Origin of the sequence: Streptomyces sp. NPDC058289, from assembly GCF_042880975.1 — a bacterium.
Classification (GTDB): Bacteria; Actinomycetota; Actinomycetes; order Streptomycetales; family Streptomycetaceae; genus Streptomyces; species Streptomyces stoeckheimensis.
Genome location: NZ_JBHVYI010000005.1, coordinates 31,307 through 50,986, shown reverse-complemented (window position 1 = coordinate 50,986; position 19,680 = coordinate 31,307). Strand labels below are relative to the sequence as shown.

The following is a 19,680-nucleotide window of genomic DNA, read 5'->3' as shown; positions in this document are numbered from 1 at the left end:
GGGGCCCCGATTGGCCCGATGTGATGACCCTTCAGTCGGTCGTACGGTCGTACGGGTGCTCAGAGCAGGCTGAGCTGCGTCGGCCCGGGCGCGGGCGTCGGCGCGTCGGGCCGCTCCGGTACGACGATCCGCCGGGCCGGTCCGCGACCGCCGGGGCCGATGCCGAATTCGGCGGCGAGCTCGTGGACTTGACGGGTGATCATCCGCTGGTACCAGGTGGGCGCGTACGAGCCGCCCGCGTACATCCGCTCGTACCGCTCGACCAGGTGGGGGTGGTGCTCGCCGAGCCAGGCCGTGAACCACTCCCGCGCCCCGGGGCGCAGATGGAGTACCAGGGGTGTCACGGAGGTCGCGCCCGACTCCGCGACGGCCCGGACGGTGGCCCGCAGCTGCTCCGGGGAGTCGCCGAGGAAGGGGATCACCGGGGCCATCAGCACCCCGCACTCGATGCCGGCGTCGGTGAGGGTGCGGACGGCCTGTAGCCGGGCGGCGGGGGAGGGGGTGCCGGGCTCGATCGTGCGCCACAGGGCGGTGTCGGTGAAGCCGACGGACACGGAGATCCCGACGTCGGCGACGGCAGCGGCCTCCTGGATGAGGGGGAGGTCGCGGAGGATCAGCGTGCCCTTGGTGAGGATCGAGAAGGGATTGGCCCGCTCCCGCAGCGCCTCGATGATCCCGGGCATCAGGCGGTAGCGGCCCTCGGCGCGCTGGTAGCAGTCGACGTTGGTGCCCATCGCGATGTGCGCGCCGGTCCAGCGGGGCGAGGCGAGCTCACGGCGCACGAGCTCGGGGGCGTTGGTCTTGACGACGATCTGGGAGTCGAAGCCGATCCCGGTGTCGAGGTCGAGATAGCCGTGCGTCTTGCGGGCGAAGCAGTACACGCAGGCGTGACTGCACCCCCGGTACGGGTTCACGGTCCACTCGAACGGCATCCGGGAGGCGCCGGGGACCCGGTTGACGATCGACCGGGCCCGGACCTCGTGGAAGGTGATCCCGCGGAATTCGGGGGTGTCGAAGGTGCGGGTCACGACGGAGTCGGCGCCGAAGAGCGCGGCCGGGCCCGTGGGGCCCTCGGTCAGGTTGTCCCAGCGCATGGTGCGCCTCCCTCGGTAGTTCGACCCCGAGAATAGAACAAACGTTCCCATGATCGTGCGGCCCGGTAAACCCGCTGGTCAACGTGGTGCGGATACGCCTACCGGATCCGGCCGGGTCACGAGGCGGATGCCCGGATCGTCCACGACCAGCCGCTCTGGGACGGCACCGTCGAGCCGAGCCTGCCCGGCTGGTGCGCGGGCGGCTCGCGCCGTGTACCTCGCGCAGACGCCCGCGGCCGCCTTCCGGCAGTGGGCCGCCGGGCTGCCGGCCGAGCCCGGCACCGAACGGTTCCGCTCGGTCCTGCTCGACGTCGACGACCCCCTCACTGTGGTGGGAGAGCGCACCCGGGAGGAATTCGTCACGGACGGGGCCGGATGGGCGCTGCGGCACCACAACATCCCGACGCTCGACGGCTGGTGGTGCGAGGCGGGTGACGAACCGCTCCACGGCGCCTGCGACGATCCCGCGACCTGCCCGCACGACCCGCCGCCCACCCGGCGGCCGGGAGGGACGGCGGCCTACCTCGCGGGACTGCCCGACGATGCCCTCCTCGTGTACCTCCGCTGCCACATCTGACCCGGATTTGGGCGGCCGGGCCGGAGGTGGTTGGCTTGCGGCGACGACGGACACAACTGCTGGAGGAAAGCCATGGCGCAGGTCGAGGCCACCACGGAACGCATCATCGGGGCGGACGCGGAGACCGTGTTCGACGCGCTGGCCGACTACACCGGGACCCGGGGCAAGCTGCTGCCCGAGCACTTCAGCGAGTACGAGGTGCGCGAGGGCGGCGACGGCGAGGGCACCCTCGTCCACTGGAAGCTCCAGGCCACGAGCAAGCGCGTCCGCGACTGCCTGCTGGAGGTCACCGAGCCCACCGACGGCCAGCTCGTGGAGAAGGACCGCAACTCCTCCATGGTCACCACCTGGACGGTCACCCCGGCGGGCGAGGGCAAGTCCAAGGCCGTCGTCACCACCGTGTGGAACGGCGCCGGCGGCATCGGCGGCTTCTTCGAGCGCACCTTCGCGCCCAAGGGTCTGGCCCGCATCTACGACACCCTCCTCGCCAACCTGGCCACCGAAGTCAAGGGCTGAGCAAGGCCGTTGCCGGTGGGGCCCGGAACGCGGCCTCACCGGATCGGGTGAAATGAAGCAGCCTGCGATCCCGCGCGGCACTGGCGTGGCCCCGGGGTCCGGCAGCGGCCGGACGGCTAGGGTGGGGCCCTGAGCGCTACCGACCGCCCGGGGGCCCGATGAAGATCCTCATCTCCGCCGACATGGAAGGCGCCACCGGCGTCACCTGGCCCGCCGACGTGCTGCCCGGGACCCCGCAGTGGGAACGCTGCCGGACCCTGTTCACCTCCGACGTGAACGCCGCCGTCCTCGGGTTCTACGACGCCGGCGCGGACCAGGTCCTCGTCAACGAGGCCCACTGGACCATGCGCAACCTGCTGCTGGAGCGGCTCGACGCCCGCGTCGAGATGCTGACCGGCCGCCACAAATCCCTCTCCATGGTCGAGGGCGTCCAGCACGGGGACGTCGACGGCATCGCCTTCGTCGGCTACCACACGGGCGCCGGCGCCGAGGGCGTGCTCGCCCACACCTACCTCGCCAACTCCATCACCGGGGTCTGGATCAACGGAACCCGCGCCAGCGAAGGACTGCTCAACGCGCACGTGGTCGCCGAGTACGGGGTCCCCGTCATCCTGGTCACCGGAGACGACCTGACCTGCGCCGACGCCGCCGGCTACGCCCCGGACGCGGTGACGGTCGCCGTCAAGGACCACGTCTCGCGCTACGCCGCCGTCTGCCGCACCCCGGCCCGTACGGCCGCCGACATCCGGGCCGCCGCCAAGGAGGCCGCCGCTCTCGCCGTCCGGTACGAACCGGTGCGGGGCGGGCCGTTCGCGGTGGAGGTCGAGTTCGACGCCGAGCACCTGGCGATGGCCGCCACGGTGGTGCCCGGAGTCGAGCGATCGGGTGAGCGTAGGGTCGGGTACACCAGCGGGACGATGTACGAGGGGATCCGGACCTTCAAGGCGGTCACCACGATCGTCTCGGCAGCGGTGGAGGAGCAGTATGGCTGACATGTCCGAGCCGGGCGCCAGCTTCGGTGTCACCGGTACGCCCGTCGACCGGGTGGCGCTCGACGAGGCCGTCGAGTTCACCTCCGGCTTGATCCGCATCGACACCACGAACCGCGGCGGCGGCGACTGCCGGGAACGCCCGGCCGCCGAGTACGTCGCCGAGCGGCTGGCGGACATCGGCCTGGAGCCCGCGCTGCTGGAACGCACCCCGGGCCGCACCAACGTGGTGGCGCGGATCGCGGGCACCGACCCCACCGCCCCCGCCGTCCTGGTCCACGGCCACCTCGACGTGGTCCCGGCCGAGGCCGCCGACTGGAGCGTGGACCCCTTCTCGGGCGAGGTCCGCGACGGGGTGGTCTGGGGCCGCGGCGCCGTAGACATGAAGAACATGGACGCGATGGTGCTGGCCGTCGTACGGGCCTGGGCGCGGGCCGGCGTGAGACCCCGGCGGGACATCGTGATCGCCTACACCGCCGACGAGGAGGACAGCGCGATCGACGGCTCGGGCTTCCTCGCCGACCACCACCCCGAACTCTTCGAGGGCTGTACCGAGGGCATCAGCGAATCCGGGGCCTTCACCGTGCACACCGCCCCCGGACAGGCCCTCTACCCGATCGCCGCCGGCGAACGCGGCACCGCCTGGCTGAAGCTCACCGCGACCGGCACCGCCGGACACGGCTCCAAGCCCAACCGGGCCAACGCGGTCAGCCGGCTCGCCGCCGCCGTCGCCCGCATCGGCGAGCACGACTGGCCGGTCCGCCTCACCGACACCGTCACCGCCTGCATCACCGAACTCGCCGCCCTCCAGGGGATGTCGGTCGATCCTCGGGCTCCCGGATTCCAGCTCGACCAGATCCTCAACAAGCTCGGCCCGGCCGGCGCCCTCGTCGAGGCGACCGTCCGCAACAGCGCCAACCCGACCATGCTCAGCGCCGGTTACAAGCTCAACGTCATCCCGGGCACCGCCACCGCGTACGTGGACGGGCGGATGCTGCCCGGCGGCGAGGCCGAGTTCATCGCCACCCTCGACGAGCTCACCGGCCCCGACGTGCACTGGGAGTTCCACCACCGGGAGGTGGCCCTCGAAGCCCCCGTGGACGGGCGGACGTACGGGATCCTGCGCGAGTCCGTCGAGGCCTTCGACCCCGAGGGGCACGTGGTGCCCTTCTGCATGGCGGGCGGCACCGACGCCAAGCAGTTCTCCCGGCTCGGCATCACCGGCTACGGCTTCTCCCCGCTCAAGCTGCCGCCCGGCTTCGACTACTGGTCCCTCTTCCACGGAGTGGACGAGCGTGTGCCCGTCGACGCCCTGCACTTCGGGGTCCGCGTCCTCGACCGCGCCCTGCGCGCCCTGTGATGGCCTCGCGCGGCGACGGCACCGCCCCCTACGGCAGTTGGCCCTCGCCGATCGGCGCCGCGCTCGCCGCCTCCCTCGACGGGAGGCCCGAGTACGTCGGCGCGATCGGGGCCGAGGTGTGGTGGACGGTGCCCCGGCCGGCCGAAGGCGGCCGCCGCGCCCTGGTCCGCCGGCCCGCGGACGGCGGGCCCGCGGTCTGCGCGCTGCCCGCGCCGTGGAACGTGCGCAGCCGGGTAACCGAGTACGGCGGCCTGCCCTGGGCGGGCATCGAACGCCCCCTGGGTGGACCGCTGGTGGTCTTCGTCCACTTCGCCGACCAGCGGCTGTACGCGTACGAGCCCGACGCGCCCGGCAGCCCCGCGCCGCGGGCCCTGACCCCCGTCTCGACGGTCGGCGGCGGGCTGCGCTGGGCCGACCCGGTGCTGCGCGACGGCGAAGTCTGGTGCGTGCTGGAGGAGTTCACCGGAACCGCGCCGACCGATGTGCGCCGCGTACTGGCCGCCGTACCGCTGGACGGATCTGCCGCGGAAGACCGGTCCCTGGTACGGGAGTTGACCGACGACCGGTACCGGTTCAGCACCGGGCCCCGGCTCTCCCCGGACGGGCGGCAGGCGGCCTGGCTGGTGTGGGACCACCCCCGGATGCCGTGGGACGGCACCGAGCTCAGGCTCGCCGAGGTCACCCCGGACGGCCGGCTCGCGGAGGCCCGTACCGTGCTCGGCGGGCCCGAGGAAGCCGTCGCCCAGGTCGAGTGGACCACCGGCGGCAGCCTCCTCGCGGTCAGCGACCGGGGCGGCTGGTGGAACCCGTACCGGGTGGACGGGGAAACGGGCGAGGCCGTCAACCTGTGCCCCAGGGAAGAGGAGTTCGGCGGGCCGCTGTGGAAGTCCGGGCTGCGCTGGATCGCGGCGCTCCCCGACGGACTCGTCGCCGTCCTGCACGGCCGGGGCTCCTCGGTGCTCGGGGTGCTCGACCCGGAGAGCGGGGACCTGGTCGACGCGGCCGGGCCGTGGACGGCCTGGCAGCCCACGCTCGCCGTCAGCGGCAGCCGGGTCTACGGGGTCGCGGCCAGCCCGCGCAGCGCGTACGAGGTGGTGGAGCTGGACACGGCCACCGGGCACGCCCGGGTGGTGGGCGGCCGCGGCTCCCCGGGGGCGGACGGGGCGGACCCCGCGTACTACCCGGAGCCGCAGAGCCGGACCTTCTTCGGCCGGGGCGGCCGGGAGATCCACGCCCACGTCTACCCGCCGCACCACCCCGTACTGCGTGCCCGGGCCGACGAGTTGCCCCCGTACGTGGTGTGGGCGCACGGCGGACCCACCGACCACGTGCCGCCCGTACTCGACCTGCACATCGCCTACTTCACCTCGCGCGGCATCGGCGTCGTCGAGGTCAACTACGGGGGCTCCACCGGCTACGGCCGCGCCTACCGCGAACGGCTGCGCGAACAGTGGGGCGTCGTCGACGTCGAGGACTGCGCCGCCGTGGCGCGGGCCCTCGCCGCCGAGGGCACCGCCGATCCGGACCGCCTCGCGATCCGGGGCGGCAGCGCGGGCGGCTGGACGGCCGCGGCCTCGCTGGCGTCCACCGGCCTGTACGCGTGCGCGGCGATCATCTACCCGGTCCTGGACCTGACCGGCTTCGCCGCCGAGACCCACGACCTGGAGTCCCGCTACATCGACGGCCTCGCCGGCCCCCCGCAGACCCTGGCCCTGATCAGCCGCGAGCGTTCTCCGGTGGCCCGCGCCGACGGGATCACCGCGCCGTTCGTCCTGCTCCAGGGCCTGGACGACCCGGTCTGCCCGCCCGCGCAGGCGGAGCGGCTGCTGGCCGCGATGCGCGGGCGGGCGGTGCCCCACGCGTACGTGGCCTTCGAGGGCGAGGGGCACGGCTTCCGGCGTGCGGACACGATGGTCCGGGCGCTGGAGGCGGAGCTGTCGCTGTACGCGCAGGTGTTCGGGTTCGAGCGGGCGGACATTCCCCGTTTGGCCCTGTCCGACTGAGCCCCCGGGACGCCGCGGCCGGACGATGGGACCATGAGCTCCCACACGTCCAAGAGCCGCGGCAAGGGCCGCGGTCAGATCACCCCGGGACGCGCGGGCATCGCAGCGCTCGCGGTGCTCACCTTGGTGTTCATCTTCGAGAACACCCGGCCCACCAAGATCCGGCTGCTGATCCCGCAGGTGACGATGCCGCTGTACGTCGCCCTGCTGATCGCGGCGGTGCTGGGCGGACTGTGCGGGGCCTACTTCGCCCGGCGGCGCAAGTAGCGGGCTCCGCGGGCACCGTAGACCCCGCAGGCCCCGTAGCCGGTCCGTGGCAGGGGTCCGGGACGGCGGTCAGCCCGAGTGGACCCAGACCCGGAGCGGGCCGATGGCCGTGAAGCCGTGGCGCAGCGCCGTGTCGAGGTCGTCCCCCGACTCGTAGCCGACGAGCGCCAGGCCGGGCCAGAGCGAGGCCGTCAGGGCCAGCGCACCCGCCCAGGCCTCGTCGTCCTGGGTGCCGTCGGCGGTGAACACGTTGGAGATGCCGACCACCTCGCCGGTGCGGTTGGCGGCGGCCCCGGCGAGGATCCGGCCCTCGGCGTCCCGCCCCGCGAGGAAGGCGATCTCCCCGGCCTCTTCTGCTTCCCCTGCTTCCCCTGCATCCTCCGCATCCGCCGTGAGCAGCCCCGGGTGGAACAGGCCGGTGCTCTCCTCGCCGTCCCAGGCCGTCTCCCACGCCTCCAGCTCCGCGGGGCCGGAGATCCGGCTCCACGCCAGGGTCGGGGCGACGGCGGGAGCGGACGCCGGGCGGTGGATCCACTCGGCGCCGAAGAGGACCTCGAAGCCGGCCGGAGCCAGGTCGAGCACGGCGAAGCTGTCCTTGACCGAGGCGCGCGGCGCGGCGGTGTCGATCCCTGCGAGCAGGGCCGCCGTGTCGGTGTCCCGGGTGAGGGTCACGGCGTCCGGGTAGTAGAGCGGGGTCGGGCGGGGGCTGCTCCAGGCCTGGGCGGTGAAGCCGCCGTCGCGGCAGACAGCGGCGCACCACGCGGCGTTGTTGTACGCGGCCGCGAGGAGGAGCTCTTCGGTGTTCGGGGTGATGATCACATCGGGATCCTGCCACAGGCCCTAGCCTGGGGCGATGTCGTATTTCCCGTACCTCGCCGAGGGTGGACGGATCGGGCTGCGGCCCTACCGGCCCACTGACGGCGCCGAGTTCACCGCCCGGGTGGGCGAGAGCCGGGAGCTCCACCACCCGTGGCTGTCTCCGCCCACGACCGCGGAGGCCTACGAGGCGTACGCCGCCCCGCTGATCGCCGGCGCGCTTGGTGGCCCGGCCGGGGCCGCCGCGGCGGGCAGGACCGGATTCCTCGTGTGCGAGCTGGAATCGGGGGCGATCGCCGGCTTCGTCAACGTCAACAACATCGTTCTCGGCGCCTTCCGCTGCGGCGCGCTCGGCTACGGGGCCTTCGCGCACGCGGCGGGCCGGGGGCTGATGCGGGAGGCGCTCGGCCTGGCCGTGGGCCACGCCTTTGCTGCGGACGGTCTCGCACTGCACCGGCTGGAGGCCAACATCCAGCCGGGAAACGCCGCCTCGATCGCCCTCGTCCGAGGGCTCGGCTTCCGACTGGAGGGGCTGTCGCCGGACTTCCTCCAGGTCGACGGCGCCTGGCGGGACCACGAACGCTGGGCGATCACGGCCGAAATGCCATGTCCCGGGGTCCCGCATCGCACAGGATGAGTGCATGCGAACCCTCGTGCTCCTCGACGCACCGTCCAACCTCGGGCTCCGGCCCCCGGCCCCGGGCTCCGTTCCCGGCGTGTACAAACTGGCCGGGGCCCTGCGGGAACAGGGCCTGCTGGCCCGCCTCGGGGCACGCGAGGGCGGGGTGGTCGTCCCGCCGCGCTACGACCGGGGCGACTGGAAGGAGGGGGACGGGGTGTTCCACGCCGGGCCCCTCGCCGCGTACACCGTCGCCCTCGCCGACCGGATCGAGGACCACCTGCGCTCCGGGGAGTTCCCCGTCGTCCTCGGCGGCGACTGCTCCATCCAGCTCGGCGCCTCCCTGGCCATGCGGCGCCTCGGGCGGTACGGCATCGCCGCGATCGACGGCTCCGCCGACTTCCGCCATCCCGGCAACGAGGACGTCAACGGGCCGGTCGGCGCGGCCGGCGGCGAGGAACTGGCGCTCGCCACCGGGCGCGGCCAGGCGGACCTCGCCGACCTGGAGGGCCTCGGGCCCTACGTGCGCGACGAGGACGTCCGGCTCTTCGGGCTGCGCGACGGGGACCCGGACCTCCCCGAGCTGCGGGCCGCCGGGATCTTCGCCGCCACGGTCGGGGCGATCCGGGACCGCGGCGCCGGGCCGGTGGCCCGTACCGCGCTGACGGGGCTGCAGCCCCCGGCCACCGCCGGGTTCTGGGTCCACCTGGACGCCGACGTACTGGACCCGTCCGTGATGCCGGCCGTCGACAGCCCGGACGCCGGCGGCCTGATTCCCGACGAACTCGCGGAACTGCTGGGGGTGTTGATCAGCTCCCCGCGCTGCGTCGGACTCAACGTCACCATCTACGACCCGGACCTGGACCCGGACGGGCGGGCCGGAGCCCTGCTCGCGGACTTGGTGGCGGGGGCGTTCGCGTAGGACGGCCGGGTCGGGCCGGGCCCGTGGCGCCCGGCCTGCCGTCGGGCCGGCCTGCCGCGCTCAGATCCCGATCGCGCCGTCGATCCGCTCGCGCAGCAGGTCCGCGTGGCCGTTGTGCCGCGCGTACTCCTCGATCATGTGGATCAGCACCCAGCGCAGCGAGACCTCGCCCCGCCACGCGTCCTTCCCGGACACGTCCAGGTCCGGCGCCCGCTCCGTGAAGGTCTCCGCGAACTCCACCTCCGCCCGCCACGCCTGCCAGGCTTCCCGGATCACCTCGGGCGTCGACGTCGCGCCGTCGAAGTCCCCGTCGGGGGCTGCCGCGGACCAGAACAGGAGCGGAACCTCCTGCCCGTCCAGCACCTGACGGAACCAGCGGCGCTCCACGTCCGCGAGGTGGCGGACCAGGCCCAGCAGGGACAGCGTGGACGGCTCCACCGACCGCTCGGCCAACTCCGGCCCCAGATCCGCACACTTGAGCCGGAGCGTTGCGCGCTGGGCCCCCAGCATGTCGATGAGCATCCGCCGTTCGTCGCCCGTCGTCGGTCCCGTGAACCGGCTCTCGGACTCTTCCCCGTCGAAGAACCGGCCTCTTCTGATCACGTCGCTCATGCCCTCCATGATCGGACACCGGCCTGCACGACGAAAGGCTTTGCGTAATCCTGACCGGTGGTGATCCGCCGAATCCCTGTGCACCGGCGGCCGTGGCGTGTTCCATTTCCCTCATGGCCACCACCGTCCGCCGCTCCGTACTGACCCTCCCCGCAGCCCCGTTGGGTCCCGAGAACCCACTGCCCGCCCTCCGCGACTCCGGCGGGGTGCACACGCTGGACGAGCGCTCGCGCGAGGGCCTGCCGCGCGACATGGCACGCCAGATCGGGTACGAACCGCTGCGCTCGCTGCTCCCCGTACGGATCCGGGACGGCTACCAACGGCAGCGCACCGAGCGGGACTTCGAGACGATCGTCATCGAGAACGCACACCTGCGCGTCACCGTCCTGCCCGGCCTCGGCGGCCGGATCCATTCGCTCGTCCACCTCCCCACCGGACGGGAACTGCTCTACCGCAACCCGGTGTTCCAGCCCGCGAACTTCGCCCTGAACGGCGCCTGGTTCTCCGGCGGCATCGAGTGGAACCTCGGCGCCACCGGCCACACCACCCTCTCCTGCGCCCCGCTGCACGCCGCACTCGTCCCGGCGCCAGACGGGGGAGTCATGGTGCGGCTCTGGGAATGGGAGCGGCTGCGCGACCTGCCCTTCCAAGTGGACCTGTGGCTGCCCGAGGACTCGGAGTTCCTCTACGTCGGCGTCCGCGTGCGCAACCCGCACGAGCGGCCCGCGCCCGTCTACTGGTGGTCCAACATCGCCGTGCCCGAGGAGGCCGGCACCCGCGTCCTGGCCCCGGCCGACGAGGCCTGGCACTTCGGTTACGAACGTTCCCTGCGCCGCATCCCCGTACCCGGATGGGAGGGCACGGACCGTACGTACCCGCTGCGCAGCACGTACCCCGCCGACTTCTTCTACGAGGTCGAAGCCGGTACCCGGCCCTGGATCGCCTCCCTCGACTCCGACGGGCGGGGACTCGTCCAGACCTCGACGGCCCGGCTGCGCGGCCGCAAGCTCTTCGTCTGGGGCGCGGGTGAGGGCGGCCGGCGCTGGCAGGAGTGGCTGACCGAGCCCGGCACGGGCGGGTACGCGGAGATCCAGGCCGGGCTCGCCCGGACCCAGCTGGAGCACGTACGGCTGGAGGCGGGTGCGGAGTTCAGCTGGTTGGAGGCCTACGGAGCCCTGTCCGCGGACCCCGCCGCCGTGCACGGGGACGACTGGGCGGCGGCCCGCGCCGCGGCGGGCACGGCGCTGGAGTCCGCGCTGCCCGGTCCGGCCGTCGACGCGGCGTACGAGGCGTGGCGCGGGTGCGCCGACAACGAACCGGGGGAGCGGCTGGCGGCCGGCTCCGGCTGGGGCGCTCTCGAGGTGCTGTGCGGGGGCCACCAACTGCCCGGCACCCCCTTCCCCGAGGACACCCTCGACGAGGACCAGGCACCCTGGCTGGAGCTGTGGCGCACCGGGGTCTTCCCCGCCCCGCGCCGGGTGACTCCGCCCGGCCCGAGCCTGGTCGCCCCGCACTGGCGGGACATGCTGGAGACGGCCCAGGCGGACCCGCTGACCGAGTACCACCTCGGGGTCGCCCAGTGGCACGCCGGGGACATCGCCCAGGCGGTACGGAGCTGGGAGCGCGGGCTGGCGCTGGCCCCCTCGCGGTGGCCGCTGCTGCGGTGCCTTGCGGTCGCCGACGACCTGGCCGGCGACCCGGCCCGGGCGGCCCGCTGGTACGCCGAGGCCTTCGAGGACCTGGCCCAGGAGAGCCGGGGCGGCGCGAGCTGGCTGGCCGCCGAATCGGCGCTGGGCCGGGAGGCGCTGGCGTCCCTGCTGGCGGCGGGACTGCTGCCGCAGGCCCGCTCGGTGTGGGACCGGCTGCGCCCCGCCCTGCGGGAGGAGGGCCGCTTCCGGCTGTCGGCGGCCCGGCTGCTCGCGGCGGAGGGCCATGTGGGCGCCGCCCGCCGGGTCTTCGAGGAGGGCTTCGAGCTGCCCGACCTCCGCGAGGGCGAGGAGATCCTCTCGGAGGTCTGGGCCACCCTCACGGACCGCCCGCTGCCGGCCCCGTACAACTTCCGGATGCGCCCGCCGGGGGACTAGGGGTGTCTTGGCGGTCTCCTCCGTGTACTACCTGGGGAGTACATCGGAAACGCTACGCCGGAGTGACGCCTGCCAGGCCGGGCACGGCCTAGCGTGGGTGGTATGGAAGAGCGGCGCGAGCGCCCGGGGGTTCCTCCGTGGCAGCGATGGGTGGAGCGGACCGGGCGGGGCCCGGCCTGGCGCTCCTCGCTGCTCGTGGCCGTCTTCGCGCAGGTCGGCTCGGGATGGGCCGCGCACCAGCAGAGCGGACGGGTGGCGCTGGACGGGTTCGCGCGGCTCCTGCTGCTGCTCGGGCCGCTGCTGCTCGTGTGGCGGCACCGGTACCCGGTGGCCGTGGCGTACGGGGTCGGCGCCGTCACCCTGGTGTACATCGGCGCCGGGTTCCCGTACGGGCCGGTGTTCATCAGCCTGGCCCTGGCCTGCTTCGCCGCCGTCCTTGCCGGACACCGCAGAGCCGCCTGGGGGGCCGTCGGGCTGCTCTGGGCCGGCCACCTGGCCATCGGCCACTGGCTCTACCGGCTGCTCCCGCCCGACGGGGACGGTCCGGCGCCCTGGGCGCAGGAACTGGGCATCACCGCGTGGGTGCTCGCCATCCTCGCCGTCTCCGAGCTCGTCCGCATACGCCGGGAGCAGTGGGCCCTCGCCCGTGCCGAGCGGGCGGCGGCCGAGAAGCGCCGGGTGAACGAGGAGCGGCTGCGCATCGCCCGCGAGGTGCACGACGTCCTCGCCCACAGCATCTCGGTGATCAACGTCCAGGCGGGCGTGGGGCTGGCCCTGCTCGACTCCGATCCCGAGCAGGCCCGTTCGGCACTGACCACCATCAAGGCGGCCAGCAAGGAGGCATTGGGCGAGGTCCGGCAGGTCCTCGACACCCTGCGCACTCCCGGCGACGCACCGCGCGCGCCCGCCCCCGGTCTCGACCGGCTCCCCGAGCTCGCCGAGCAGGCCGCCGCGGCCGGGCTGAGCGTCGACATCGCGACGGACGGCGACGCGCGGGCGCTGGCGCCCGGGGCGGACCTCGCCGCCTTCCGCATCCTGCAGGAGGCGCTGACCAACGTGGTGCGGCATTCCGGTTCGCGCACCGCCCGCGTCCGCCTCTCCTGGCAGCCCCGCGTCCTGGAGCTGCGCGTGGACGACGACGGGCCGGCCACGGGCGGTCCGTCGGGCGGCAGCGGCAACGGTCTCGTGGGCATGCGCGAGCGGGCCGCGGCCCTCGGCGGCACCATCGAGGCAGGCCCGCGCCCCGACGGCGGCTTCCGCGTGATCGCCCGGCTCCCGCTGAAGGCCGATCCGGAGGCCGATCCGAAGGCCGCGCCGAAGCCCGCCTCGGAGGCCGGGCCGAAGCCCGCACCGAGGGCCGTCCCGTCCCAGGAGGATCCGTGATCCGTGTTCTGCTCGCCGACGACCAGCTCCTCGTCCGGGCCGGGTTCCGGGCCCTGCTCGACGCGCAGCCGGACATCGAGGTGGTGGGAGAGGCCGCCGACGGCGACGAGGCCGTCCGCCTGGTGCGCGCGCTGCGTCCGGACGTCGTCCTCATGGACATCCGCATGCCGGTGTGCGACGGGCTCGCCGCCACCCGGCGGATCACCGGGGACGCGGCACTGGCCGACGTCAGGGTGGTCATGCTCACCACCTTCGAGCTCGACGAGTACGTCTTCGAGGCGCTCCGGTCCGGAGCCTCTGGCTTCCTGGTCAAGGACACCGAACCGGAGGAACTGCTGCGGGCGGTCCGGGCGGTGGTGGACGGCGACGCACTGCTGTCCCCGGGCGTCACGCGCCGCCTGATCGAGGAGTTCGCGGCCCGCTCCAAGCAGCCCGCCGCCGACGGCGCGGGTCTGGGCCTGGACCGGCTCACCGAGCGGGAGCGCGAGGTGATGGCGCTGGTGGGCCTCGGCCTGTCCAACGAGGAGATCGCCCGCCGCCTGGTCGTCAGCCCGCTCACCGCGAAGACCCACGTCAGCCGGACGATGGTGAAGCTCGGTGCCCGTGACCGTGCCCAACTGGTCGTCCTGGCCTACGAGTCGGGGCTGGTCCGGCCCGGCTGGCTCGGCTGACTCCCACCCGGCCCTCGTACTCCCCAGGTGGTACGCGCGGTGCAGCCGGCCGTACGACGACCCGGACCCCCTCCCGGAGCCAGTCTCGGAGTGTGACGCACACGTCCACACTTCCGAGGAGCCGAACCGAGATGAACACCCTCACCACCCTCGCGTACGACGGGCCCGGCCCGTGGATCCTGTTCTTCCCGCTGATCTGGGCGGCCGTGGTGGTCGGCACGGTCACCGTGCTGCGCCGCACCGTGTGGCGCGGTCGCCGGGCACCGTGGCAGGCCCGCGGCGCCGCGTACGGCGAGCACTCCCCGATCGCGGTCCTCGGCCGGCGCTTCGCCTCCGGCGAGATCGACGAGGACGAGTACTGGCGGCGGCTGTCCGTCCTGGACGAGCAGTTCGGCCGCCTCTCCAAGGGCGGTGCGGCATGAGGACCACCACCGTGCTCGGCGGCGGCGACGGTGTCGCCGCCCGGGTCGTCGATGCCGTGAAGGTCTACGGCCGGGGCGACACTGAGGTACGGGCCCTGGACGGGGTGAGCGTCGACTTCCCGGCCGGCCGCTTCACCGCGATCATGGGACCGTCCGGTTCCGGCAAGTCCACCCTGATGCACTGCGCCGCCGGTCTCGACACCCTCACCTCGGGATCCGCCTCCATCGGCGGCACACGTCTCGGCGCACTCGACGACCGCAGGCTCACCCTGTTGCGCCGCGAGCGCATCGGCTTCGTCTTCCAGGCCTTCAACCTGATTCCCACCCTCACCGTCGCCGAGAACATCACCCTCCCGCAGGACCTCGCGGGCAGCCGCGCGGACGCTGCCTGGCTCGACGGCCTCATCGACGTCGTCGGACTGCGCGACCGGCTGCACCACCGGCCCGCCGAGCTCTCCGGTGGCCAGCAGCAGCGCGTCGCCGTGGCCCGGGCCCTGGCCGGCAGCCCCGACGTCGTCTTCGCCGACGAGCCCACCGGCAACCTCGACTCCCGCTCGGGGGAGGAAGTGCTCGGGCTGCTGGGCCGGGCGGTGCGCGAAATGAACCGTACGGTCGTCATGGTCACCCACGACCCGGTGGCCGCCGCCCACGCCGACGAGGTCGTCTTCCTCGCCGACGGGCGGCTGGTCGACCGGATGGCGGGTCCCACCGCGGACCGCGTCCTGGACCGGCTCAAGTCCTTCGACACGCGCCCGTCGACGGCGGCTGCCCCGGGGGAGGAGTCATGAGTACGAACGGTGCCCGCACCGTGCTGCGGATCGGCACGGCCTCGCTGCGCACGCACAAGCGACGGTTCGCCGGGACCTTCACGGCCGTGCTGCTCGGCGTCGCCTTCCTCACCGCGACGCTCGTCATGGGCGACACCCTCCGCGCGAGCTTCGACAGCATGTTCGCCGGCGCGACGAGCGGTACCGACGCGGTGGTCCGCAGTACCCGTGTGGTGACCGTCCCGGGCGAGGCCCAAGGTTCCCGGCAGCCCGTACCGACCGCACTCGTGGAGGAGATCCGGCGCACTGCGGGCGTGGCCGCCGCGGCCCCCGCCGTCCAGGGCGCGGGGCAGCTCGTCGGCTCCGACGGCGAACCGATCGGTGGCCAAGGGCCGCCCACGCTCGCCGGGAACTGGATCGCGGACCGGGAACTCAACCCGTACCGGCTCGCGGAGGGCCGGGCGCCGGAGCGGACCGGAGAGGTCGTCGTGAACCGGGCCACGGCGGACAAGGGGGGACTGAAGCTCGGCGACACGACGGTGCTGCGTACGCCCGACCCGGTTCCGGTGACGGTCGTCGGCCTGGCCACCTTCGGCGGCGCGGACGGCATGGCGCAGGTCACGTACACGGGGATGACCCAGGCGGACGCGGAGAAGCACCTGATGCCGGCGCCCGGTCAGGCGGCGTCCATCCAGGTGCGAGCCGGTCCGGGAACCAGCCAGAGCGAGCTGGTGGAGGCGCTCACCGCGGTGCTGCCCCAGGGCGTCGAAGCGATCACCGGAGAGGAATCGGCCCAGGAGAACACCGACATGATCTCCGGTCGGTTCCTGAACCTCTTCACCACCATGCTGCTCGTCTTCTCGGGCATCGCCCTGCTCGTCGCCACCTTCAGCATCCACAACACCTTCGCGATCGTCGTCGCCCAGCGCACCCGCGAGAACGCCCTGCTCCGGGCGCTCGGCGCCTCCCGGCGCCAGGTCGTCGGCGGCACGCTGGCCGAGGCCGCCGTCGTCGCCTTCCTCGCCTCGGCAGCCGGGCTGCTCCTCGGCGTGGGCTTCGCCGCAGGACTCCAGGCCCTCTTCCCGGCCATCGGATTCCCCTTCCCCGAAGGGGACTTGGTGATCAGCGGCCCGTCGATGGCGCTTCCCCTCGTCGCAGGGGTCCTCGTCTGCCTCGGCTCGGCCGTGCTGCCCGCCGTACGGGCCGGACGCACGGCGCCGCTTGCCGCGCTGCTCGACAGCGCGGTGGACCACTCGGAGGCCTCCCGGTCCCGTACGGTCACCGGCCTGGCGCTGGGCACGGCCGCCATCGGCCTGCTCCTGACCGGGGTGCTCGCCGTACCGTCGCTGTGGCTGTCCGGGGCGGGTGCGGCGCTGGCGACGGCCTCGTTCGTCGTACTGGGTCCGGTGGCGTCCTCGTCCGCCGTCCGGATGCTCGCCCGGCCGCTCGAGCGGCTGCGCGGGGTGACCGGAGCCCTCGCGGCGCGCAACGCGCGGCGCAGTCCCCGGCGGACGGCGTCCACGGCGACCGCGCTGATGATCGGCGTCGCCGTGGTGTCCCTGTTCACCGTCTTCGGGGCATCCCTGAAGGCGACCATGGACCGGACCGTGTCGCGTTCCTTCGCCGGTGACGTGGCCATCAGCGCCCCGTCCTTCGGCGCGGGCGGCAGCGGACTCAGCCCGAAGCTGGCACCGGCCGTCGCGGCGCTGCCCGAAGTGGCGGGCGCGGTGGGCCTGGGCAAGGGGGTCGCGGAGGTCGACGGCTCGGGGCGGGCACTGACCGTCACCGACCCCGTCGCGCTTGCGGCCGGCCTCGACCTGGGCGCGGTGTCGGGAGGGTTCGACGCGCTGGGAACGGACGGCATCGCGGTGTCCGCGAAGGAGGCCGCGCGGCATGGATGGCGGCCCGGCAGCACGGCCGAACTCGCCTTCACCGACGGGCAGAAGCAGCCCTTCACGGTCCGCGCGGTGTACGAGCGGTCCGAGCTGGCCGGCGACTACGTCATCACGAGGGCGGCCTGGGCGCCGCACCGGGCGCAGGACACGGACTCGCTGGTCAGCGTCACCTTCAAGGACGGGGTGTCGGCCGCGGCCGGCGCGGCGGCGGTCGAGAAGACGGCCGCGCTGTACGGCGGCCCCGAGGTGCAGACGCGCGACGCGTACGCGCAGTCGTCGGCGGGCGGCATCGACATGATGCTCACGCTCGTCTACGCGCTGCTCGCCCTCGCCGTACTGATCGCCCTGCTGGGCATCGCCAACACGCTGACCCTCGCCGTCCACGAGCGCACCCGCGAACTGGGGCTGCTCCGGGCCGTCGGCCAGACCCGGGGGCAGCTGCGGGCCATGGTCCGCTGGGAGTCGGTCCTGGTCGCCGCGTTCGGCACGACCGGCGGTCTGGCGCTGGGCGGTGTCCTCGGATGGGTCCTGGTGAAGGCCTCGGACGGGGCGAGCGACAGCGCGTTCGCGTTCGCCGTCCCGCCACTGCAGCTCACCCTGGTGGCCCTGGTCGGCGTGGCGGCGGGCATCCTCGCGGGCTGGCGCCCGGCGTGGCGCGCGGCGCGTCTGGACATCCTGCGCGCGGTCGCCACCGACTAGGCCCGCGCCGCCCGGCGCGGGCCCTACCGGTCGTAGGTGCGGATGCGGTAGCGCAGGCCGGTCACCGAGGACTGCCAGCCACCGTCCTCGGCGACGGTCCACGCCGGGTCCAGCTCCGGGGCGTGGGTGTCACCGACCACCTGCGTGTCGACTTCGGTCACCGAGAGCATGGCAGCGCGGGCCAGCGCGGCACGGTAGACCTCTCCGCCGCCGATCACCCAGCACGCGGCGGCGGGGACGGTCGCCGGGGGCTGCCCGGTCTGCGCGGCCTGCGCGGCCTGTCCGGCCGCGAGTTCCAGGGCCTCGTCGATGGACCCGGCGCGCTCCGCGCCCTCCGCGGTCCATGCGGGATCGCGCGTCACCACGATGTTGCGCCGCCCCGACAGCGGACGGAACCGCGCCGGCAGCGAATCCCAGGTCTTGCGGCCCATCACCACCGGATGCCCGAGGGTGGTGGCCTTGAAGTGGGCCATGTCCTCGGGCAGCCGCCAGGGAATCCCGTTGTCCGCGCCGATCACGCCGGCGGAGCTCTGCGCCCAGATCAGCCCGACGCTCATGCCGGTGTCCGCGGCGCTGTCCGCGGCGGTGGCCGTGGCGACGTCCGTAGCGGTGTTGGTGTCGAGGTTCATACCGCGACCGGGGCCTTGATGGCCGGGTGGTGCTGGTAGCCGGCCACCTTCACGTCGCCGAAGGCGTAGTCGAAGAGCGAGTCGGCCCGGTGCAGCTTCAGCTCGGGGAACTCGAACGGCGTCCGCGAGATCTGCTCGGTGACCTGCTCGACGTGGTTGTCGTAGATGTGGCAGTCGCCGCCGGTCCAGATGAAGTCGCCCGGCTCCAGGCCGGCCTGCTGGGCCACCATGTGGGTGAGCAGGGCGTAGCTGGCGATGTTGAACGGCACGCCGAGGAACAGGTCCGCGCTGCGCTGGTACAGCTGGCAGGAGAGCTTCCCGTCGGCCACGTAGAACTGGAAGAAGGCGTGGCACGGCGCGAGCGCCATCTTCGACAGCTCGGAGACGTTCCAGGCGGAGACGATCATCCGGCGGGAGTCCGGGTCGCGGCGCAGCGTGTCGAGGACCTCGGTGATCTGGTCGATGTGCTGCCCGTCCGGGGTGGGCCAGGAGCGCCACTGGGCCCCGTAGACCGGGCCGAGGTCGCCGTTCTCGTCGGCCCACTCGTCCCAGATCGTCACGCCGTGCTCGCGCAGCCAGCCGACGTTGGACTCGCCGCGCAGGAACCACAGCAGCTCGTACACGATCGACTTGAGGTGCACCTTCTTGGTGGTGACCAGGGGGAACCCCTGCGAGAGGTCGTAACGCAGTTGGTGCCCGAAGACACTCCGGGTGCCGGTGCCCGTCCGGTCGGCCTTGGCCGTCCCGGAGGTGAGCACCAGCTTCAACAGGTCTTCGTACTGGGTATCCGCCACGGGCACCGAGTCTACTGGGCTGCCGCCGGAGGTCCGGTCAGCCGGTCAGCCGGTGACCACGCCGTCGGTGAGCAGGCCGGCCAGGACCGCCTCGCCGACCGCCACGACGGCCGTCTGGGGGCGGATCATCACGGTGATCTCGTCGATCAGGCCCTCGGGCGTGAGGTGCAGCATGTCGATGCCGTGCACCTGCCGGTCGCTGACGGTGGTCCGGAACGGCAGTACGGTCGCCGGTCCCTCGGCTCCCTCCGCCCCGAACGGGACGCCGGCCGACTGGACGCTGCCGTCGAAGTGGCCGACGTAGTGGAAGCCCTCGAACGTGCGCAGGAGCACGCGGAAGAGGGCCAGCACCGCCGGCTTGCCCTCGAACGGCTTCGACTTCACCGGGCTGTTGAGCCGGACGTCGTCGGTGAACAGCGCGTCCAGCGCGGCGAGGTCATGGCCGGCGACGGCGGCGCGGAAGCGGTCGGCCGTGCTGGTGGCGGCGCTCATGAGGACTCCTTGATAGTCACCGATGTGATTAGTCAGTTTCTTGACTATCATGGCCCGGGCGTCCCTGAG

Annotated in this window: 20 protein-coding genes; 14 read left to right on the top strand and 6 right to left on the bottom strand. The window is 73.4% G+C overall.

The features are described from left to right. Nucleotides 1–59: 59 nt before the first annotated feature. A complete protein-coding gene (locus tag ACFVX6_RS03705; RefSeq protein WP_389687574.1) occupies nucleotides 60–1,094 on the bottom strand; it encodes an Rv2578c family radical SAM protein in 1,035 nt (344 codons plus the stop codon). Between the two features lie 211 nt (nucleotides 1,095–1,305). Between ACFVX6_RS03705 and ACFVX6_RS03700 the strand changes: the two genes are divergently transcribed. The 6 genes from ACFVX6_RS03700 to ACFVX6_RS03675 all read left to right on the top strand — a co-directional run bounded on the left by ACFVX6_RS03700 (nucleotide 1,306) and on the right by ACFVX6_RS03675 (nucleotide 6,806). Then, nucleotides 1,306–1,671, top strand: a complete 366-nt coding sequence (locus tag ACFVX6_RS03700; protein WP_389687573.1) for a hypothetical protein — start codon at nucleotides 1,306–1,308, stop codon at nucleotides 1,669–1,671. Between the two features lie 72 nt (nucleotides 1,672–1,743). Next, entirely contained in the window at nucleotides 1,744–2,187 is a 444-nt protein-coding gene (locus ACFVX6_RS03695) for an SRPBCC family protein (RefSeq protein WP_383952922.1), read from the top strand. A gap of 158 nt (nucleotides 2,188–2,345) precedes the next feature. Further along, the gene (locus tag ACFVX6_RS03690) at nucleotides 2,346–3,179 is read left to right on the top strand and encodes a M55 family metallopeptidase (RefSeq protein WP_389687571.1); all 834 of its coding nucleotides are present in this window, start codon (nucleotides 2,346–2,348) and stop codon (nucleotides 3,177–3,179) included. Between the two features lies 1 nt (nucleotide 3,180). Further along, nucleotides 3,181–4,536: a M20/M25/M40 family metallo-hydrolase gene (locus tag ACFVX6_RS03685; RefSeq protein ID WP_389687746.1), complete on the top strand. Its 1,356-nt coding sequence runs from the start codon at nucleotides 3,181–3,183 to the stop codon at nucleotides 4,534–4,536. Further along, complete coding sequence (locus tag ACFVX6_RS03680; RefSeq protein ID WP_389687570.1) at nucleotides 4,536–6,539, top strand: prolyl oligopeptidase family serine peptidase; 2,004 nt, start codon at nucleotides 4,536–4,538, stop codon at nucleotides 6,537–6,539. Before ACFVX6_RS03685 ends, ACFVX6_RS03680 begins: the two co-directional genes overlap by 1 nt. A 33-nt stretch (nucleotides 6,540–6,572) precedes the next feature. Further along, nucleotides 6,573–6,806 carry a DUF1049 domain-containing protein gene (locus tag ACFVX6_RS03675; protein ID WP_383952930.1) on the top strand — a complete coding sequence of 78 codons (234 nt, stop codon included), beginning with the start codon at nucleotides 6,573–6,575 and terminating at the stop codon, nucleotides 6,804–6,806. A 69-nt stretch (nucleotides 6,807–6,875) separates the two neighbouring features. Here ACFVX6_RS03675 and ACFVX6_RS03670 read toward each other — a convergent pair whose 3' ends face one another. After that, nucleotides 6,876–7,625, bottom strand: a complete 750-nt coding sequence (locus ACFVX6_RS03670; protein ID WP_389687568.1) for a hypothetical protein — start codon at nucleotides 7,623–7,625, stop codon at nucleotides 6,876–6,878. Nucleotides 7,626–7,659: 34 nt separating this feature from the next. Here ACFVX6_RS03670 and ACFVX6_RS03665 point away from each other — a divergent pair, with 34 nt between their 5' ends. Both ACFVX6_RS03665 and ACFVX6_RS03660 read left to right on the top strand, forming a co-directional pair. Continuing rightward, nucleotides 7,660–8,259 (top strand): GNAT family N-acetyltransferase, encoded by a 600-nt coding sequence (locus ACFVX6_RS03665; RefSeq protein ID WP_389687566.1) that lies wholly within the window; start codon nucleotides 7,660–7,662, stop codon nucleotides 8,257–8,259. A gap of 4 nt (nucleotides 8,260–8,263) precedes the next feature. After that, complete coding sequence (locus ACFVX6_RS03660; RefSeq protein ID WP_389687564.1) at nucleotides 8,264–9,163, top strand: arginase family protein; 900 nt, start codon at nucleotides 8,264–8,266, stop codon at nucleotides 9,161–9,163. A gap of 60 nt (nucleotides 9,164–9,223) precedes the next feature. On the opposite strand, the gene ACFVX6_RS03655 is transcribed toward ACFVX6_RS03660, so the two are convergent. Further along, a complete protein-coding gene (locus ACFVX6_RS03655) occupies nucleotides 9,224–9,775 on the bottom strand; it encodes a DinB family protein (RefSeq protein WP_389687562.1) in 552 nt (183 codons plus the stop codon). Nucleotides 9,776–9,888: 113 nt separating this feature from the next. Between ACFVX6_RS03655 and ACFVX6_RS03650 the strand changes: the two genes are divergently transcribed. From ACFVX6_RS03650 to ACFVX6_RS03625, 6 genes are all read left to right on the top strand, one after another. Continuing rightward, entirely contained in the window at nucleotides 9,889–11,859 is a 1,971-nt protein-coding gene (locus tag ACFVX6_RS03650) for a DUF5107 domain-containing protein (protein WP_389687560.1), read from the top strand. A gap of 102 nt (nucleotides 11,860–11,961) precedes the next feature. Then, nucleotides 11,962–13,242, top strand: a complete 1,281-nt coding sequence (locus tag ACFVX6_RS03645; protein ID WP_389687558.1) for a sensor histidine kinase — start codon at nucleotides 11,962–11,964, stop codon at nucleotides 13,240–13,242. After that, nucleotides 13,239–13,913 (top strand): response regulator, encoded by a 675-nt coding sequence (locus ACFVX6_RS03640; protein WP_389687556.1) that lies wholly within the window; start codon nucleotides 13,239–13,241, stop codon nucleotides 13,911–13,913. The genes ACFVX6_RS03645 and ACFVX6_RS03640 overlap by 4 nt, the downstream gene beginning before the upstream one ends. A gap of 131 nt (nucleotides 13,914–14,044) precedes the next feature. Then, nucleotides 14,045–14,335: an SHOCT domain-containing protein gene (locus tag ACFVX6_RS03635; protein WP_389687554.1), complete on the top strand. Its 291-nt coding sequence runs from the start codon at nucleotides 14,045–14,047 to the stop codon at nucleotides 14,333–14,335. Beyond that, nucleotides 14,332–15,123 carry an ABC transporter ATP-binding protein gene (locus ACFVX6_RS03630; RefSeq protein WP_389687552.1) on the top strand — a complete coding sequence of 264 codons (792 nt, stop codon included), beginning with the start codon at nucleotides 14,332–14,334 and terminating at the stop codon, nucleotides 15,121–15,123. The genes ACFVX6_RS03635 and ACFVX6_RS03630 overlap by 4 nt, the downstream gene beginning before the upstream one ends. Further along, complete coding sequence (locus tag ACFVX6_RS03625; protein ID WP_389687550.1) at nucleotides 15,120–17,696, top strand: ABC transporter permease; 2,577 nt, start codon at nucleotides 15,120–15,122, stop codon at nucleotides 17,694–17,696. The genes ACFVX6_RS03630 and ACFVX6_RS03625 overlap by 4 nt, the downstream gene beginning before the upstream one ends. A 23-nt stretch (nucleotides 17,697–17,719) precedes the next feature. Here ACFVX6_RS03625 and ACFVX6_RS03620 read toward each other — a convergent pair whose 3' ends face one another. From ACFVX6_RS03620 to ACFVX6_RS03610, 3 genes are all read right to left on the bottom strand, one after another. Continuing rightward, nucleotides 17,720–18,253 carry a dihydrofolate reductase gene (locus ACFVX6_RS03620; protein WP_389687744.1) on the bottom strand — a complete coding sequence of 178 codons (534 nt, stop codon included), beginning with the start codon at nucleotides 18,251–18,253 and terminating at the stop codon, nucleotides 17,720–17,722. 68 nt (nucleotides 18,254–18,321) lie between these two features. Further along, entirely contained in the window at nucleotides 18,322–19,119 is a 798-nt protein-coding gene (locus tag ACFVX6_RS03615; protein ID WP_389687548.1) for a thymidylate synthase, read from the bottom strand. Nucleotides 19,120–19,164: 45 nt separating this feature from the next. Next, on the bottom strand, nucleotides 19,165–19,611 hold the full coding sequence (locus ACFVX6_RS03610) for a nuclear transport factor 2 family protein (protein ID WP_389687546.1): 447 nt from the start codon (nucleotides 19,609–19,611) through the stop codon (nucleotides 19,165–19,167). Between the last annotated feature and the right edge of the window lie 69 nt (nucleotides 19,612–19,680).